Annotated in this window: 14 protein-coding genes and 1 pseudogene; 8 read left to right on the top strand and 7 right to left on the bottom strand. The window is 55.3% G+C overall.

The genetic code is table 11. The features are described 5' to 3' along the window. Nucleotides 1-15 precede the first annotated feature (15 nt). Nucleotides 16-1,020 (top strand): tryptophan--tRNA ligase, encoded by a 1,005-nt coding sequence (gene trpS / locus PSSD_RS04760; protein ID WP_034819607.1) that lies wholly within the window; start codon nucleotides 16-18, stop codon nucleotides 1,018-1,020. A gap of 53 nt (nucleotides 1,021-1,073) precedes the next feature. Here the strand turns inward: trpS and cysG are convergent, their stop codons facing one another. The 4 genes and pseudogenes from cysG to nirB form a co-directional block, all read right to left on the bottom strand. After that, nucleotides 1,074-2,438 (bottom strand): siroheme synthase CysG, encoded by a 1,365-nt coding sequence (gene cysG / locus PSSD_RS04755; protein WP_058969737.1) that lies wholly within the window; start codon nucleotides 2,436-2,438, stop codon nucleotides 1,074-1,076. A 154-nt stretch (nucleotides 2,439-2,592) separates the two neighbouring features. Next, entirely contained in the window at nucleotides 2,593-3,396 is an 804-nt protein-coding gene (gene nirC, locus PSSD_RS04750; protein ID WP_058969735.1) for a nitrite transporter NirC, read from the bottom strand. Between the two features lie 30 nt (nucleotides 3,397-3,426). Beyond that, nucleotides 3,427-3,753, bottom strand: a complete 327-nt coding sequence (nirD, locus tag PSSD_RS04745; RefSeq protein ID WP_058969733.1) for a nitrite reductase small subunit NirD — start codon at nucleotides 3,751-3,753, stop codon at nucleotides 3,427-3,429. After that, nucleotides 3,750-6,289, bottom strand: a pseudogene (gene nirB / locus PSSD_RS04740) (nitrite reductase large subunit NirB). The gene nirD and the pseudogene nirB overlap by 4 nt, the downstream one beginning before the upstream one ends. A gap of 239 nt (nucleotides 6,290-6,528) precedes the next feature. Between nirB and PSSD_RS04735 the strand changes: the two are divergent. After that, a complete protein-coding gene (locus PSSD_RS04735; protein WP_058969731.1) occupies nucleotides 6,529-7,812 on the top strand; it encodes a cytosine deaminase in 1,284 nt (427 codons plus the stop codon). A 43-nt stretch (nucleotides 7,813-7,855) separates the two neighbouring features. On the opposite strand, the gene tsgA is transcribed toward PSSD_RS04735, so the two are convergent. Continuing rightward, nucleotides 7,856-9,034, bottom strand: coding sequence for an MFS transporter TsgA (gene tsgA / locus PSSD_RS04730; RefSeq protein WP_039332716.1), 1,179 nt, complete (start codon nucleotides 9,032-9,034; stop codon nucleotides 7,856-7,858). Between the two features lie 261 nt (nucleotides 9,035-9,295). Between tsgA and ppiA the strand changes: the two genes are divergently transcribed. The 5 genes from ppiA to argD all read left to right on the top strand — a co-directional run bounded on the left by ppiA (nucleotide 9,296) and on the right by argD (nucleotide 12,639). Continuing rightward, a complete protein-coding gene (gene ppiA / locus PSSD_RS04725; RefSeq protein WP_034819591.1) occupies nucleotides 9,296-9,868 on the top strand; it encodes a peptidylprolyl isomerase A in 573 nt (190 codons plus the stop codon). 98 nt (nucleotides 9,869-9,966) lie between these two features. Continuing rightward, entirely contained in the window at nucleotides 9,967-10,131 is a 165-nt protein-coding gene (locus PSSD_RS26415; RefSeq protein ID WP_072214944.1) for a YhfG family protein, read from the top strand. Beyond that, nucleotides 10,121-10,714: a putative adenosine monophosphate-protein transferase Fic gene (locus PSSD_RS04720; RefSeq protein WP_058969728.1), complete on the top strand. Its 594-nt coding sequence runs from the start codon at nucleotides 10,121-10,123 to the stop codon at nucleotides 10,712-10,714. The genes PSSD_RS26415 and PSSD_RS04720 overlap by 11 nt, the downstream gene beginning before the upstream one ends. A 41-nt stretch (nucleotides 10,715-10,755) precedes the next feature. After that, a complete protein-coding gene (locus PSSD_RS04715) occupies nucleotides 10,756-11,331 on the top strand; it encodes an aminodeoxychorismate synthase component II (RefSeq protein ID WP_058969726.1) in 576 nt (191 codons plus the stop codon). Between the two features lie 87 nt (nucleotides 11,332-11,418). Then, nucleotides 11,419-12,639: a bifunctional acetylornithine/succinyldiaminopimelate transaminase gene (gene argD, locus PSSD_RS04710; RefSeq protein ID WP_058969723.1), complete on the top strand. Its 1,221-nt coding sequence runs from the start codon at nucleotides 11,419-11,421 to the stop codon at nucleotides 12,637-12,639. Here the strand turns inward: argD and PSSD_RS04705 are convergent, their stop codons facing one another. Beyond that, nucleotides 12,640-14,715, bottom strand: coding sequence for a YccS/YhfK family putative transporter (locus PSSD_RS04705; RefSeq protein WP_058969721.1), 2,076 nt, complete (start codon nucleotides 14,713-14,715; stop codon nucleotides 12,640-12,642). It abuts the gene before it with no gap. Nucleotides 14,716-14,773: 58 nt separating this feature from the next. Continuing rightward, nucleotides 14,774-15,406 (bottom strand): cAMP-activated global transcriptional regulator CRP, encoded by a 633-nt coding sequence (gene crp, locus PSSD_RS04700; protein WP_039332728.1) that lies wholly within the window; start codon nucleotides 15,404-15,406, stop codon nucleotides 14,774-14,776. Between the two features lie 288 nt (nucleotides 15,407-15,694). Between crp and PSSD_RS04695 the strand changes: the two genes are divergently transcribed. Continuing rightward, nucleotides 15,695-16,099, top strand: coding sequence for an OsmC family protein (locus PSSD_RS04695; RefSeq protein WP_021507440.1), 405 nt, complete (start codon nucleotides 15,695-15,697; stop codon nucleotides 16,097-16,099). Nucleotides 16,100-16,109: the final 10 nt, after the last annotated feature.

The raw sequence follows: 16,109 nt of genomic DNA, 5'->3' as shown, positions 1-16,109 counted from the left end.
TTATCAGGACATATTATGAGCAAACCCATCGTTTTCAGCGGCGCCCAGCCTTCCGGTGAACTGACCATTGGCAACTACATGGGTGCGCTACGTCAGTGGGTGCAGATGCAGGATGATTTCCACTGCATTTACTGCATCGTTGATCTGCACGCCATCACCGTTCGTCAGGATCCGGCTGCGCTGCGTAAAGCCACGCTGGACACCCTGGCACTGTACCTGGCTTGTGGTATCGACCCGGCGAAAAGCACCATCTTTGTTCAGTCGCACGTGCCAGAACATGCGCAGCTGAGCTGGGTGCTGAACTGCTACGCCTACTTCGGCGAGCTAAGCCGTATGACGCAGTTCAAAGATAAGTCTGCGCGCTACTCAGAAAACATCACTGCAGGTTTGTTCGATTATCCGGTGCTGATGGCAGCGGATATTCTGCTGTATCAGACCAACCAGGTGCCGGTGGGCGAAGATCAGAAGCAGCATCTGGAACTGAGCCGCGATATCGCTGGTCGTTTCAACGCCCTGTATGGCGATGTCTTCAAAATCCCTGAGCCGTTTATTCCAAAATCTGGCGCCCGCGTGATGTCATTGCTGGAGCCGACTAAAAAAATGTCCAAGTCGGACGACAACCGCAATAACGTGATTGGTCTGCTGGAAGACACCAAAGCGGTGGTGAAGAAGATCAAACGCGCAGTAACTGATTCCGCTGAGCCACCCGTGGTACGTTACGATGTGAAAGAGAAAGCCGGAGTGTCAAACCTGCTGGATATTCTGTCTGGCGTCACCGGCAAATCTATCCCGCAGCTGGAGCAAGAGTTCGAAGGCAAAATGTATGGCCACCTGAAGGGCGAAGTGGCTGAAGCGGTTTCTGGCATGCTCACCGAGCTGCAGGAGCGCTATCATCGTTTCCGTAACGATGAGGCATTCCTCAATCAGGTGATGCGTGATGGCGCGACCAAAGCGCGTGCACAAGCGCAGGAAACGCTGAAGAAAGTCTACGAAGCCGTGGGTTTTGTGGCACAGCCATAAACCATGCGTGAAATGATCTAAAAAGGCGAGTCATCATGACTCGCCTTTTTTGTTTAGAACCAGCGTAACTGGCTGCGCAGGCCCACCACGTGCCCGACAATGATCAGCGCCGGGCTGGCAAACTGCTGTGCCAGCTGACTGAGTTCTGCCAGGGTGGCGGTTTCCACCTGCTGTTGCGGGGTGGTGCCATTCTGCACAATCGCCACCGGCGTGTTGGCGTCCATGCCATGTGCCAGCAGTTGACGCTGAATCTCTGGTGCCTGCGTCAGCCCCATATAAAACACCAGCGTCTGTTGTTCTGCGGCCAGTTTTCCCCACTCCATTTCACCCTGCTGTTGCAGATGCCCGGTGACAAAACGCACGCTCTGCGCGTGATCGCGATGGGTCAGTGGAATACCGCTGTAGGCCGCGCAGCCGGAAGCGGCCGTGATACCCGGCACCACGCTGAAGGGAATGTTGTGCTGTGCCAGCACCTCCAGTTCCTCACCTCCGCGACCGAAAATAAAGGGATCGCCACCCTTTAGTCGCACTACGCGTTTGCCGCGCTGTGCCTGCTCGAGCAGGAGCTGATTGATTTGCGATTGGGGCACACAGTGATTACCCGCCTGTTTACCGACAAAGATGCGTTCCGCGTCGCGACGCACCAGATTGAGGATCGGATCCGAGACCAGGCGGTCATAAACCACAACATCGGCCTGCTGGATACTCTGCAAGCCTTTCAGCGTCAGTAAACCCGCATCTCCTGGACCCGCGCCCACCAGCACCACCTCGCCTTGCTGGGCCAGCGGCGCGTCAAACAAGGTCTCGACGATGTGGTTCGCACGCGGTTTATCATGATTAGCCAGTGTTTGTGCCAGGCGATCGCTGGCAAAGAAGCGTTCCCAAAATGCACGTCGCTGCGCCATGCTATTGAAGGTCTGCTTGACTCGGCCACGTAACGAACCAGCAAGGGAAGCCAGTTGACCAAGATGCTGTGGCAGCATCGCCTCCAGCTTTTCACGTAGCAGGCGAGCCAGCACCGGCGCACGGCCACCCGACGAGACGGCAATCATCAGCGGCGAGCGATCAACAATCGATGGCATGATCGCGCTGGCTTCCTGTGGTGCATCCACCAGATTGCAGAAGATACGGCGCAGTTCGGCTGCATCCCCCACTTGTTGATTGACGGCGTCATCATCGGTGGCGGCAATCACCAGCCAGCAACCTTCCAGCCAGCTCTCCTGAAAGTGGCCGGGCAGTAACTGTAACTTTCCCTGTTCAGCCCACTGTTGAAAAACAGGGGAGAATTCCAATGCACCGACATGCAGATCGGCACCGGCGTCCAGCAGCAAACGCGCTTTGCGTTCTGCCACATCACCACCACCGACCAGCAAACACCGTTTACCCTGCAGACGGCAAAACAGGGGGAAATAGTCCATCGCTCATCCTCAAAAAAGCCCGCGAGCTGCGTGATGCTCGCCCATCGCGTCTTTTGGTCGCCATAAATGGCGCCCCTACATAACCGTAGGGTGCGCATTTATGCGCACCTGGAGCGATGCGCGAACGGATTGGCATCATGCGGGCTTTAAAACGTTAAACCGATTTAAGCGCAGCGGCTTGTGTTGCCGCTTGCGGTCTCTGAGCGTGCGGTGTGGCATACCAGTAACCAAGGCCCATCAATACCATGCCGGAGAACATGTTACCCAGCGTGACCCACAGCAGGTTATGGCCGATCCCGCCCAACGTCAGGTCGGCATTATGCTGGCCAAACCACGACAGTGCAAAGACCGTCATATTCGCTACCGAGTGCTCGTAACCGGAAGCGATAAACGCCAGCAGGCACCACCAGATGGCGATAAATTTTGCCGTGCCCTCGGTACGTACCGCCATCCAGATCGCCAGACAAACCAGCCAGTTGCAGAGTGCGCCCTTAAAGAACAGTGCCATCGCAGGTTGCGTAGTTTTCGCCAGCGCCGCGCTGTGAATCAGCGCATTAGCATTCGGCAGCATGGCACCCGCTGCGTAATAGTAGAGCAGGGCAACAAACACCGAGCCAATCAAGTTACCCAGCCAGGTTTGTGGCAGCACACACCACATTTGCCCGTGGCTGATGGTGCCGGACTTGGCGCCAATCATCAGGAACATCGTGTGCCCAGTGAACAGCTCGGAACCGGCGATAATCACCAGCGTTAAAGCGATACCAAAAGTCGCGCCCATGATCAGCGGTCGATAAGCCGGGTCCGCAAGATTACCGAGGGTAAAAATCAGGACGATAGCCAAGCCAACATAAGCACCGGCCATGGCCGAGCTGATCCAGAAGGCCAGCGGGCTCTGCTGTGCAGTACGTACGATGCGCGCCGCATTGGCGGCGCATTTGTTCAGGGTGTCAGTAAACATAGTGACGTCTCATAAAGTGAAGGAATTCTGTCAGGCGCACACTTCGACCAGCCCCTCAGTGACGCGCACCGGATAGCTCGCCACTGAACGGGATTCATCTTCCATGCAAACACCATCGCTCAAGCGGAAGCGCTGTTTTTTCAAGGGGCTGGCGACCCACAACGTCTTCTGGTGCTCGGCAATCAGGCCGCGCGATAACACGCTGGCTTCAGAAAAAGGATCGATATTGCTTAATGCAAACAGTTGCTCATCGTCACGCGGACGGAAGATGGCGATCTGCTGGCCTTTGACCAGCGCACAGACGCCGCTGGCAGGCAGGATTTGCTCTATTTCACACACCGGATGCCACTGGCTCATGCGTCGATCTCCTCAATCAGGGCAACGGCAATGCGCTCGGCGGGACGTGCCGGGCGATGTTGATCGCGCTGGTGAATGTGCTGAATCAGCGGATCTCGCTGATCGCTGTTGATAAAGGTGCTGAAGTGGCTTTGCTGCTGCGGATCGTTCACCGTCGCGGTCCATTCGCACGCGACTTCACCGCGCAGGCGGGTCAGTTCGCTTTCCAGCTGCGCATTGATGCTGAGTTTGTCGTCGATGATCACGCTACGCAGATAGTCGATGCCGCCTTCCATACTTTCCAGCCACAGCGAAGTGCGCTGCACGCGGTCACCGGTGCGGATGTAAAACATCATGAAGCGATCAAGGTAGGTCAGCAGCGTGTCGCGATCGAGATCGGCGGCCAGCAGATCGGCGTGGCGCGGCTTCATGCCACCGTTGCCACAGACGTACAGGTTCCAGCCTTTCTCGGTGGCGATGATGCCCACGTCTTTACCTTGCGCCTCCGCACATTCGCGGGTACAGCCTGAGACGCCAAACTTCATTTTGTGCGGGGTACGGATGCCTTTGTAGCGATGCTCCAGCTCGATGCCAAAACCGAGGCTATCTCCGACACCATAGCGGCACCAACTGCTGCCGACGCAGGTTTTCGCCATACGCAGCGCTTTGGCATAGGCCTGGCCGGTTTCAAATCCCGCATCGATGAGCTGAGCCCAGATAGCGGGTAGATCGTCGCGCTGGGCGCCAAACAAGCCAATACGCTGTGAGCCGGTGATTTTGGTGTAGAGGTTGTACTGACGCGCCACGGCCCCCACGGCCATCAAGCCTTCAGGGGTGATTTCACCGCCGGGTGAACGTGGGATCACGGAATAGGTGCCATCTTTCTGGATATTGCCGAGGAACAGATCGTTACTGTCCTGAAGCGGTGCATGCTGCGGTTTCAGCACATACTCATTCCAGCAAGACGCCAGCAGCGAGGCCACGGTGGGTTTGCACACCTCACAACCGTAACCTTGGCCATATTTCGCCAGCAGCGCCTCGAAGGATGTGATCTCTTCAACGCGCATCAGGTGATACAGCTCTTGGCGCGAATAGGGGAAGTGCTCACACAGGTGATGATTGACTTCAATCCCTTGACGGCTCAGTTCCGCGTTGAGAACTTGGGTGATCAGCGGGATACAGCCGCCGCAGCCGGTGCCGGCACGGGTTTCAGTTTTCAGCATCGCCACGGTATGGCAGCCGCCTTGCACCGCGTTGATGATATCGCCTTTGCTGACATCGAAGCAGGAGCAGATTTGCGCGCTGTCCGGCAGCGCATCCACGCCCATTACCGGTTTGTCGCCGCTGCCAGCGGGCAGAATCAGCCTCTCCGGTTGGTCTGGCAGTGGGATGTTATTCAGTGCCAGCTGCAGCAAATTGCCGTAGTCGCTGGTATCACCCACCAGCACTGCGCCAAGCAGGGTGCGGTTGTCTTCGCTGACGATCAGGCGTTTATAGATGTGTTTCTGCTCGTCGAGCCACATATAGCTGCGTGCGCCCGGCGTACGTCCTTGCGCATCGCCAATGCCGCCCACGTCGACGCCCAGCAGCTTGAGCTTGGCGCTCATATCCGCCCCGGCGAAGGCATTGTCACGGCCCAGCAACACGTCACTGGCAACCTGCGCCATTTTGTAGCCTGGCGCCACCAGGCCGAAAAGACGATTGTTCCATGCGGCACACTCCCCGACGGCGTATATGGCCGGATCGCTGGTTTGGCAGCGGTCGTTAATGGCGATACCGCCGCGTTGTCCAAGCGCCAGCCCGCACTGTTTTGCCAGTTTGTCTTGTGGGCGAATACCGGTAGAGAAGACGATGAAATCGACATCCAGCATGCTGCCGTCGGCAAACTCCAGCGTTTTGCCGCCATTGGCATGATGTACAATCTGCTGGGTGTTTTTGCCGGTGTGCACCCGCACACCCATCTGTTCGATCTTACGGCGCAGCTGTTCGCCGCCTTGTCCGTCCAGCTGTTCCGCCATTAAGCCAGGCGCGAACTCAATGACGTGGGTTTCAATGCCGAGGTTTTTCAAGGCACCAGCGGCTTCCAGCCCCAGCAGGCCGCCACCCATCACGGCACCACGTTGACTGCGGCGCGCGCAGGCTTCAATGGCATTGAGGTCTTCGATGGTGCGATAGCAAAGCAGTCACTGCCCTCTGCTCCCTTAATCGGCGGGATCCACGGATAGGAGCCAGTGGCGAAGATCAGCGTGTCGTAATGCACCGCGCGACCAGTGTTGGAGTGAATCAGTTTTTCATCACGGTTGATGGTGACAGCACGTTCACCCATCAGCAGATTCACCTGATGCTTTTCGTAGTAACCGGGACGCACCAGTGAGAGTTCTTCAGCAGTGTGATGGGAAAACCAGGCGGAAAGGTGGACGCGGTCATAGGCGACGCGGGGTTCTTCACAAAAGACGGTCAGGGCGAATTGGCCGGGGTCGGCTTTGTCGATCAGTTCTTCGATAAAGCGGTGGCCAACCATGCCGTTACCAATAATCACGACATTGTGCTTGCTCATGCTTGCCTCAAAATTTGCGGTATCTGCGCCTACCTTAGCGCGCTACTTTTGCCGCTCATTGATGTATATCAAGCGTCACGCCATATACTCATTTTGAGGTATGTAACTGATTTTGAACATTTTTCATAAGTGGCTCATTTGGTTGATCATTGTGCAATGCGGGCAATCCAAAAATCGATGACGCTGGCGAATGGCTATTCGTGCTAGCTTAAGCTGTTGCTTTAAAACAGGAGAGAGGCATGGCGAACCGGTCACTGAAGTGGATCAACAACCTGCGCTTAGCGGGCCAGCAAGGCCTGTGGCAGATGGAAATCAACGGCGGGAAAATTGCGGCGATTCGCCCCCAACCACCGCAGGTGCAGGAGCAGGACGATGCGCTGGATGCCGAAGCCGGGCTGGCAAGTGCACCTTTTATTGAGCCGCATATTCACCTCGACACCACACAAACCGCCGGTCAGCCTGCGTGGAACCAATCCGGCACGCTGTTTGAGGGCATTGAGCGTTGGGCAGAGCGCAAAGCGCTGCTCAGCCATGAAGATGTCAAACAGCGCGCGCAGCAGACGCTGAAGTGGCAAATTGCCAACGGTATTCAGCATGTGCGCACTCACGTTGATGTCTCCGATCCCACACTTACCGCGTTGAAAGCCATGCTGGAAGTGAAAGCCGAGATGGCACCGTGGATCGACATCCAGATTGTGGCTTTCCCTCAAGAGGGGATCCTCTCCTATCCCAACGGCGAAGCGCTGCTGGAAGAGGCGCTGCGCCTCGGTGCGGATGTGGTCGGTGCTATTCCGCATTTCGAATTCACCCGTGAGTATGGCGTGGAGTCACTGCACAAAGCCTTTGCCCTCGCCAATCGCTATGACCGAATGGTGGATGTGCACTGCGATGAGATCGATGATGAGCAATCGCGCTTTGTCGAAACGGTGGCGGCACTGGCGCACCGTGACGGCAATGGCGAGCGGGTGACCGCCAGCCACACCACGGCGATGCATTCCTATAACAATGCCTACACTTCACGTCTGTTCCGGCTGCTGAAGCTGTCAAAAATCCACTTCGTGGCGAATCCGCTGGTGAATATCCATCTGCAGGGGCGTTTTGACAGTTATCCGAAACGACGGGGCATCACGCGCGTGAAAGAGCTGCTCGACGCCGATATCAACGTCTGCTTTGGCCATGATGATGTGTTTGATCCCTGGTATCCGCTGGGCACCGCCAGCATGTTGCAGGTGCTGCACATGGGGTTGCATGTCTGTCAGCTGATGGGCTACGAGCAGATCGACAATGGCCTGAAACTGATTACTGAGAACAGCGCCAAGGCGATGCAACTGGAGCACTACGGTCTTGCCGTAGGAGATGATGCCAGCCTGATTATCCTGCCTGCGGAGAGTGGATTTGATGCAGTACGCAGGCAAGTGCCGGTGCGTTATTCGATACGTCAGGGAAGGGTGGTGGCCGCAACGCAGCCTGCAAGGAGTGAGATTTACCTGGGCGCAGCAGAAGCGGTCACGTTTAAACGGTAGTGAGACCGACGTGGGCGGCCTGAAGGCCGCCCACTCAAGCGCGTTAGTGCGTCACATGGCCGTGCTGGCGATGTTTGGTCACAAAGCCGAGCAGTACACACATCACAAACACCACGGCATACAGACCGTTAGCGGTAGAGAGTGCCGCATGTGCGCCACCGCTCGCCACAATCGGGCCGGTCACGACGAAGGTCAGCATGGTGCCGACGGTGCCGCATGTCAGGATAAAGTTCACCAGTTTCGGTGAAGAGACTTTGGTTTGCAGCGATCCCAGCGTAATGATGGTGGTGTAGATAGCGCTGGAGCTGAAGCCCAGAATCATGATGATCCAGTGCAGCATGCTGGCATCATTTGTGGTGACGAACCAGTACATCAAGCCCGTTGCCAGGGCGGCCAGAACCATCAGAATACGTTGCAGATCGAAGAAGCGCAGCAGGAAGCTGAACACCCACATACCCACCATGTAGGCGGTCCAGAAGTTACCCACCAGCTGACCAGCCGCGGCGATATCCATGCCCATCGACTTGGTAGCGTACTCCGGTACCCAAGAGATAAAGCCCAGCTGACCAAGGATGTAGCAGAGTGCGGCAATCGACAGGAACAGCACGCCAATGCCCCATTTCTCTTTCTCGCCGCCTTGCACCGCAGCTTCGCTTTTCAGCTCAGGGAATTCCACCATCAGCGTGAGTACGAAGATCGCCAGGTAAATCACGCCAATGCAGGCATACACCCAGTACCACGGCAGTGCACGCGCCAGCAGTACACCCGCGATGATCGGGAAAATAGTGCCGGCCATGCTAAAGAAAGAGTCGGTAAACAGCAAACGTGAACCGCGCTGGCGGCCATCATACAGATGCGTAATCAGGAAGGTACCGATCGACATCGTAATACCGCTCACCACGCCAAGCACAAACATGCACAGCGAGAAGATGGTCAGATCGTGGCTGGTCATCAAGCCCGCGACGGCAAGGATCATCAGCACAAAGCCAAAGATCAGCTGGCGTTTCAGCGGCACAATCACCATCAACCAAGCGTTCAGGAATACCGCGACCAAAATACCGGCATTCAGGAAGGTGAAGGTGTTGCTCATTTCTGAAATCGGCAACTGGAAGTACTGGGCAATATTATCCAGCACCATGCCGGTAACAATAACCAGCGCGCCGGTGAGTGCGTAAGAGAAAAAGCTGATCCAGGTAAGGCCAATGCGATTACGGTTTGTCATGTTCTGAACCTGTGAAGCGCCGGGATGGGCAAAAAGTGTCATGAATTGTAAATGGAACTGTGATCTTAATAAACAACGAGTGAAACAAGCGCGAAATATTTCATTAATAGTGTGATTCTCGTCACGCAAATGATTGCGTAAGCGCAAAAGTATGACAATCGCAACATCAGCGTAAATATCGGTAAAACGCTGGCTCTTGTATAACTTGCTCTTTACAATCAATCTCGTTTTGAGCTTGCACTCCATGGTAAGGAATCATTCATGTTTAAACGTACTTTGACAGCGGCGGTTGCCCTGTTAGCGCTCTCTTCTGTATCCGCTACTGCTCTTGCAGCCAAAGGGGATACGCATGTGCTGCTCACCACTTCTGCGGGCAATATCGAACTCGAACTGAACAACCAGAAAGCCCCGGTTTCGGTGAAGAACTTTGTCGACTACGTCAACAACGGTTTCTACAACAACACCATTTTCCATCGCGTGATCCCTGGCTTTATGATCCAAGGCGGCGGCTTCACAACGGACATGCAGCAGAAGCAGACCGTTGCACCGATCAAGAACGAAGCCGACAACGGTTTGCGTAACCTGCGTGGCACCATTTCGATGGCGCGCACTGCAGATAAAGATAGCGCGACCAGCCAGTTCTTCCTGAACGTTGCGGATAATGCCTTCCTCGATCACGGTCAACGTGATTTCGGTTATGCGGTATTTGGTAAAGTTGTGAAAGGCCAGGATGTGATCGATAAGATTGCGCAGGTGCCAACCAAAGATGTCGGCCCATACCAAAATGTGCCGTCAAAACCGATTGTTATCCTCTCTGCCAAAGTCCTGCCTTAATCGTCTGACGCGCCATTCTCCAGTGGCGCGCTCTGCCGTGCTCCGGCAAAGCTAAAATTTGCTCTTATACTTAGGGCAAATCGCTTGCCGGAGGCCCTATGACCAGCAAACTCACTGAAAAACAGAAAACCACACTGTGGCAGCAGCGCCGTGCGGCCAGTTATCAGGCCAGTTGCCGCCTGGCCGGTTATGCGCCTATCGACATCCCCACTGAGCAGCAGGAAGATCGACTGGAATCATTGAGGAGGCAATATGGCGGATAACAGTCTGGCGGTGCGCGATCCCTATCTATGGCATAACGACAGGGTGCTAAAAAATCGTCTCGATATTCATGATGAAGCGCAATTGCGTAAAGCGGAGTTGGCTTTTAGCGCGGCACGTCTGGCGACGCTGGAGTTAGGACCGCGCAGCAGAGGGATGCCGTGGCTGTGCCATATTCACCGCACCCTGTTTCAGGACCTCTACAGTTGGGCCGGTGAAGTGCGCAGCATAGATATCTGGCGCGACGAAACGCCATATTGCCACTGTGAATATATTGAGAAAGAGGGCAATGGGCTGATGGCGGCGCTGGAGGATGAGCAACAGTTGGTCAACCTGCCGCAGACGGAGTTTGTGGCGCGCCTGGCGCACTATTACTGCGAGATATTCGTGCTGCACCCGTTCCGCGCGGGAAATGGCCGGACACAGCGTATTTTCTTTGAACAGCTGGCGCTGCATGCTGGTTATCTGCTGACGTGGGATAAACTGGAGCGAGATGCCTGGCGCAGCGCGCTCTTTGCCGGTGTGGCGGGCGATCTGGCACCGTTGACGGCGCAGTTTGCGAAAGTGGTGAGCCCCGCTCGTTAAAATGCGTAGAATAGCGGCGGTTTTTCTGGCCTGAGGGCACTATGCTGCTGCTAATTGATAACTACGACTCCTTCACCTGGAATCTCTACCAGTACTTCTGTGAACTGGGCGCGGATGTGCGCGTGGTGCGTAATGATGCCATTACCGTGGCGGAAATCGAGGCGCTGCCGCTGACACATCTGGTGATTTCTCCGGGTCCCTGTACCCCGGATCAATCCGGTGTCTCGCTGGAGGCGATTCGTCACTTTGCTGGACGCCTGCCGATACTTGGCGTGTGCCTTGGCCATCAGGCGATTGCGCAGGCATATGGTGCGCAGGTGGTCCGTGCGCGCCAGGTAATGCATGGGAAAACTTCCGTGATCCAGCACACCCAGCAAGGCGTGTTTCGCAACCTTAATAATCCTCTCACCGTGACGCGCTACCATTCACTGATTGTGGCGCGCGATACGCTGCCCGCTGAATTCGAAGTCACCGCCTGGAGCCTGCGCAACGGCGAGCCGGATGAGATCATGGGCTTCCGCCATCGCACCTTGCCGCTGGAAGGGGTGCAGTTCCATCCTGAGAGCATCCTCAGCGAGCAGGGCCATCAACTCTTGGCTAATTTTCTGAACGCGTAACTTATGTTTGCCTTCGTATGATTTTTTATGCATATTTTGTGATTATAATTTCACTTCAGCTCAACAAATAACCCAATGAGGTCGGCAATGGCAGCGGAAAAACTAGCGGTAACCCGGGAAACGTTCGATAACGTAATTTTGCCTGTTTATGCACCTGCGCAGTTTGTGCCGGTTAAAGGCAAGGGCAGCCGAGTCTGGGATCAGCAGGGCAAAGAGTATATCGACTTCTCCGGCGGCATCGCGGTGACTGCTTTAGGCCATTGCCATCCGGCGCTGGTGGAAACGCTGAAATCGCAGGGCGAAACCTTGTGGCACACCAGCAACGTATTCACCAACGAACCGGCACTGCGTCTGGCCAGCAAACTGATTGCCGCGACATTCGCCGATCGCGTGTTCTTTGGTAACTCAGGCGCGGAAGCCAACGAAGCGGCCTTCAAACTGGCGCGTTATTACGCCTGCAAGAAACACAGCCCGTTTAAAAGCAAAATCATCGCCTTCCACAACGCGTTCCATGGCCGTACCCTGTTTACCGTCACTGTAGGCGGTCAGCCGAAATACTCTGACGGCTTTGGACCGAAGCCTGCCGATATCGTGCATGTGCCGTTTAACGATCTGGATGCCGTCAAAGCAGTGATTGATGACCACACCTGCGCCATTGTCGTCGAGCCGATTCAGGGCGAGGGCGGTGTGGTGGCAGCGACCGCAGAATTCATGCAGGGCCTGCGCGCGCTGTGTGATGAGCATAAAGCGCTGTTGGTGTTGGATGAAGTCCAAAGCGGCATGGGGCGTAGCGGCAAGCTGTTTGCTTACGAGCATTACGGCATCAAACCCGACATCATCACCAGTGCAAAAGCGCTGGGCGGCGGTTTCCCGGTGAGTGCGATGTTGACCACCAACGAAATTGCCTCTGTGATGGCGCCAGGTGTGCACGGCACCACTTACGGCGGTAACCCGCTGGCCTGTGCGATTGCCGAAACCGCGCTGGATATTATCAATACACCAGAAGTGCTAAATGGCGTGGAAGCGCGTCGCCAGCAGTTCGTGGAAGGTCTGCAGGCCATCAACAGTCAATTTGAACTGTTCAGTGAGATTCGCGGCAAAGGTTTACTGATTGGTGCGGCGTTGAAACCGCAGTACGCCAGCAAAGCACGCGACATCCTCAATGCATCAGCCGCAGAAGGATTGATGGTGCTGACGGCGGGCACCGACGTGATTCGTTTTGTGCCTTCGCTGGTGATCGAGCCAACCGATATCGCAGAAGGTATGGCGCGTTTCGCCAAAGCCATTGAGAAGGTGCTGGCGGCGTAACTAGCTTTTCGGTCGTAACACCTTGAGCCAGCGACCATGATGCGGTCGCTGGCTCCATGCCAGTGAAGAGATAGTGTGCATCACGTTCAGGTGTTGCAGGATGCGCTTCACATGCTGTTCCACAATCGTCACCGGCCCCTCATTCAGATTCTCCGGCGCTTCCAGAATGTTGCTGTCATTGCCTGGTCCATCGTATGCCAGCCGCTGCTGACAGCGTTGCAGCGCAATTTCACAGGATTGCAGATAACGCTCCGCCAGTTTCGGCGTCAGCATGGTGTGCTCACGTGCCAGAATCGTCATGGCGTTGAGATGCTCGACGATAAACTGACTGTGTGTTACCCACATGCGCATATCTTTCAGGTACTGCGCGTTGAAGCCCGGTTCGCTTGATGCCTGGTTAAGCGAGTTGAACAGCGCATTGTGCGCTTGGTTGACCTTCATGCGTTGGTACGCCAGTTTTTCCGGCGATTGTTCCGGCCCCAACAGCATTCGTAACGCTTCCTGATAGGCTTCCAGCGCATCATGGGCGTTGCTGCGCAGCAATCCGCTCTGCCACTGCGGCCACAGCCAGATCATGCCTGCAAACGCAATCAGACAGCCCATCAGCGTATCCATCATGCGTGGCAATAAGAACTGTGCGCCATTGAGCGACAGCAGCTGTAACGAATACACGGCGGTAACGGTGAAGCCAATCATCGACCAGCCATAATATTTGCGCGTCACCAGATAGCTGGCGAGGGTGATGGCCAGCATAAACAGTAAGGTGACCGATTCGGGTACGGCCAGTCGCAGTGAGGCGGCGGCAATCAGCAAGCCGGCAAAGGTGCCGAGCGCACGGTGCTGAATGCGCACCCGCGTGGCGCTGTAGCCATTCTGACTGACAAACATGATGGTCATCAGAATCCAGTAGGGCTTAGGAATGTTGAAGAACAGCGCGACTGCGCTGCCGAACATTAGCATCACCGAGATGCGTGCGGCGGTGCGTAAAGCGGCAGATTTCAATGACAGATAGCTGCGCAACGCGGGGAAGAACGGCAGACGGCGCTGACGATCCGCCATCAGGTCACGCGTGTACAACGGCTTCTGTGTGCGTAAGACGCGTGCGATACGGCTGAAGTGGTAGTAACAGAAGTTGCCGACCGGATTATCCGGGTGCTGGCGCGCGATTTTTTCCAGCGCCCCGAGTGGCTTTTCCATATGGAAGCGGTCCGGCAACTGATGATAGAGAATCGCATCGGCGAGGATGCGCAGGCGCGCGGAGATGGTTTTCGCATTCCAACGGATCACCGCCTCAGCGTGGCTCTGCTCGACCAGCTTTTGCACCTCTTCCGGCTGATGCAGGCTCACCGAAATGTGTTCCTGTAAATCCAACGCCACCTGAAACGCTCGCGTCAGACGCTTATGGCTGTTATCGCGGCTGGCCGAGAGCATATGCATTTGCTGATAACAGGTGGTGATCAGATCGACGGCTTTTTGCTGGCGTGCCAGTAGCGGCGGTAACGCTTTTTCAGGATCGGTGAGTTGCGTCAGCAGCGTGTACTTCGCATCACAGTAATCTGCCAGTTCGCGATACAGCAGGCTCAGGGTTTCACGCATCGGCTGCTCTTTCCACAGCCAGAACCAAAACCAGTTAAACAGGCCGTACCAGAACGTACCGCCGATATACAGCAGCGGCGGCACCCAGACCGGCATCCTTCCAACCAGGCTGAGGCTAAAGATGGCGGCGATCAGGGTGGCTGGCAGCAAGCGGCCATGCAACGGGCTGATTTCGCCGGTGACACCAATCAGCAGCGGCAGCACAAACAGAATGAGCGGCAGCGGAATCTGATAATCCGTGAGCAACTGGATCGAAAAACTGCCGATGGCAAACAGCGAACCGCCGACAATCAGACGTTTGAAGAAGCGTTTATGCGGGGTATCCAGACCGGCCATGTTGCAGCAGGCAGGCACTAATGAGAACAACAGGCCTTTTTGCAGATCGCCAAACAGCCAGCCAAGTGCCACAGGCAGGCACAGCACCAGCGTTTGCCGCAGGGCGTAGTTGACCTCAGGATGATAGATGATTCGGCGCCACATCAGCTCATCGCAAACAAAAACGGCGCGATGTTGCCATCACGCCGTGGGTGATAAGAAATTAGCGGGTGCCGTAAACGACGATGGTTTTACCGTGTGCGGAGATCAGGTTCTGATCTTCCAGCATTTTCAGGATGCGCCCCACGGTTTCGCGTGAGCAACCCACGATCTGACCAATCTCCTGACGGGTGATTTTAATCTGCATCCCGTCTGGGTGAGTCATCGCATCTGGCTGTTTGGCCAGATTAAGCAGTGTTTGCGCGATACGGCCCGTCACATCGAGGAAGGCAAGGTTGCCCACTTTCTCGGAGGTGATTTGCAGACGACGCGCCATTTGCGACGAGAGTCGCATCAAAATATCCGGGTTTACCTGAATCAGCTGACGGAATTTTTTGTAGGAAATTTCAGCCACTTCGCAGGCAGTTTTGGCACGTACCCAGGCACTACGTTCCTGACCTTCTTCAAACAGGCCGAGTTCGCCGATGAAATCTCCCTGATTGAGGTAGGAGAGGATCATCTCTTTGCCTTCTTCATCTTTGATCAGAACCGCAACGGAACCTTTCACGATGTAGTACAGCGTTTCCGCTTTCTCACCCTGATGGATGAGCGTGCTCTTTGACGGATATTTGTGAATATGGCAATGGGACAGGAACCATTCGAGTGTAGGGTCTGTTTGCGGTTTGCCGAGAACCATTCGCTATTATCCTCTATTGTAATCGTGCCCAAAGCACAGGGGGCAGTTTTCCCTGTCAGGCGGTGTAATCGTCGAGCGTTTTATTTCCGGGTGATTCTTAAGCTACGCTTTTGATTCTTCCCGCCTTCGTCTGTTACGACGAAAATATTTTCAGCACTGTTTGTAGCACAGCTTTTGCAAGCTGTCTTCTGTTGTCTCGCTTCAGCAACAGGCGGAAGAGTCTGGATTGCTGTTTATCAACTGAAAGCGTACTCTGGCGGCAAAATAGCCACTTCAGGAGAAAGAATAATGCAGGCACGAGTGAAATGGGTGGAGGGGTTAACCTTTCTCGGAGAATCCTCATCTGGCCATCAGGTATTAATGGACGGTAATTCAGGGGATAAAGCGCCGAGTCCAATGGAGATGGTTCTGATGGCGGCGGGCGGCTGTAGCGCGATTGACGTGGTGTCTATCCTGCAAAAGGGCCGTAATGATGTGGCCGATTGCGAGGTGAAGCTCACGTCTGAACGCCGTGAAGAAGCGCCACGTATTTTTACCCACATCAACCTGCATTTTATTGTCAGCGGCAAAGCGTTGAGTGATAAAGCCGTGGCCCGCGCGGTTGATCTCTCCGCTGAGAAGTATTGTTCGGTGGCGATCATGCTGGGTAAAGGTGTGGAAATCACCCACAGCTATGAAGTGGTAGAGTTGTAATCCTACTGTC

The sequence above is a fragment of the Type-D symbiont of Plautia stali genome (genome assembly GCF_001485335.1).
GTDB classification, from domain to species: domain Bacteria; phylum Pseudomonadota; class Gammaproteobacteria; order Enterobacterales; family Enterobacteriaceae; genus Pantoea; species Pantoea vagans_C.
Note: the sequence above shows the minus strand (reverse complement) of the source record. Positions and strands in the feature narration are given on the sequence as shown.

What these genes read in the sequence shown, in the direction of transcription:
- trpS (WP_034819607.1), top strand. Translation starts at nt 16, where the DNA reads ATGAGCAAACCCATCGTTTTCAGCGGCGCCCAGCCTTCCGGTGAACTG.
- cysG (WP_058969737.1), bottom strand. Translation starts at nt 2,438, where the DNA reads ATGGACTATTTCCCCCTGTTTTGCCGTCTGCAGGGTAAACGGTGTTTG.
- nirC (WP_058969735.1), bottom strand. Translation starts at nt 3,396, where the DNA reads ATGTTTACTGACACCCTGAACAAATGCGCCGCCAATGCGGCGCGCATC.
- nirD (WP_058969733.1), bottom strand. Translation starts at nt 3,753, where the DNA reads ATGAGCCAGTGGCATCCGGTGTGTGAAATAGAGCAAATCCTGCCTGCC.
- PSSD_RS04735 (WP_058969731.1), top strand. Translation starts at nt 6,529, where the DNA reads ATGGCGAACCGGTCACTGAAGTGGATCAACAACCTGCGCTTAGCGGGC.
- tsgA (WP_039332716.1), bottom strand. Translation starts at nt 9,034, where the DNA reads ATGACAAACCGTAATCGCATTGGCCTTACCTGGATCAGCTTTTTCTCT.
- ppiA (WP_034819591.1), top strand. Translation starts at nt 9,296, where the DNA reads ATGTTTAAACGTACTTTGACAGCGGCGGTTGCCCTGTTAGCGCTCTCT.
- PSSD_RS26415 (WP_072214944.1), top strand. Translation starts at nt 9,967, where the DNA reads ATGACCAGCAAACTCACTGAAAAACAGAAAACCACACTGTGGCAGCAG.
- PSSD_RS04720 (WP_058969728.1), top strand. Translation starts at nt 10,121, where the DNA reads ATGGCGGATAACAGTCTGGCGGTGCGCGATCCCTATCTATGGCATAAC.
- PSSD_RS04715 (WP_058969726.1), top strand. Translation starts at nt 10,756, where the DNA reads ATGCTGCTGCTAATTGATAACTACGACTCCTTCACCTGGAATCTCTAC.
- argD (WP_058969723.1), top strand. Translation starts at nt 11,419, where the DNA reads ATGGCAGCGGAAAAACTAGCGGTAACCCGGGAAACGTTCGATAACGTA.
- PSSD_RS04705 (WP_058969721.1), bottom strand. Translation starts at nt 14,715, where the DNA reads ATGTGGCGCCGAATCATCTATCATCCTGAGGTCAACTACGCCCTGCGG.
- crp (WP_039332728.1), bottom strand. Translation starts at nt 15,406, where the DNA reads ATGGTTCTCGGCAAACCGCAAACAGACCCTACACTCGAATGGTTCCTG.
- PSSD_RS04695 (WP_021507440.1), top strand. Translation starts at nt 15,695, where the DNA reads ATGCAGGCACGAGTGAAATGGGTGGAGGGGTTAACCTTTCTCGGAGAA.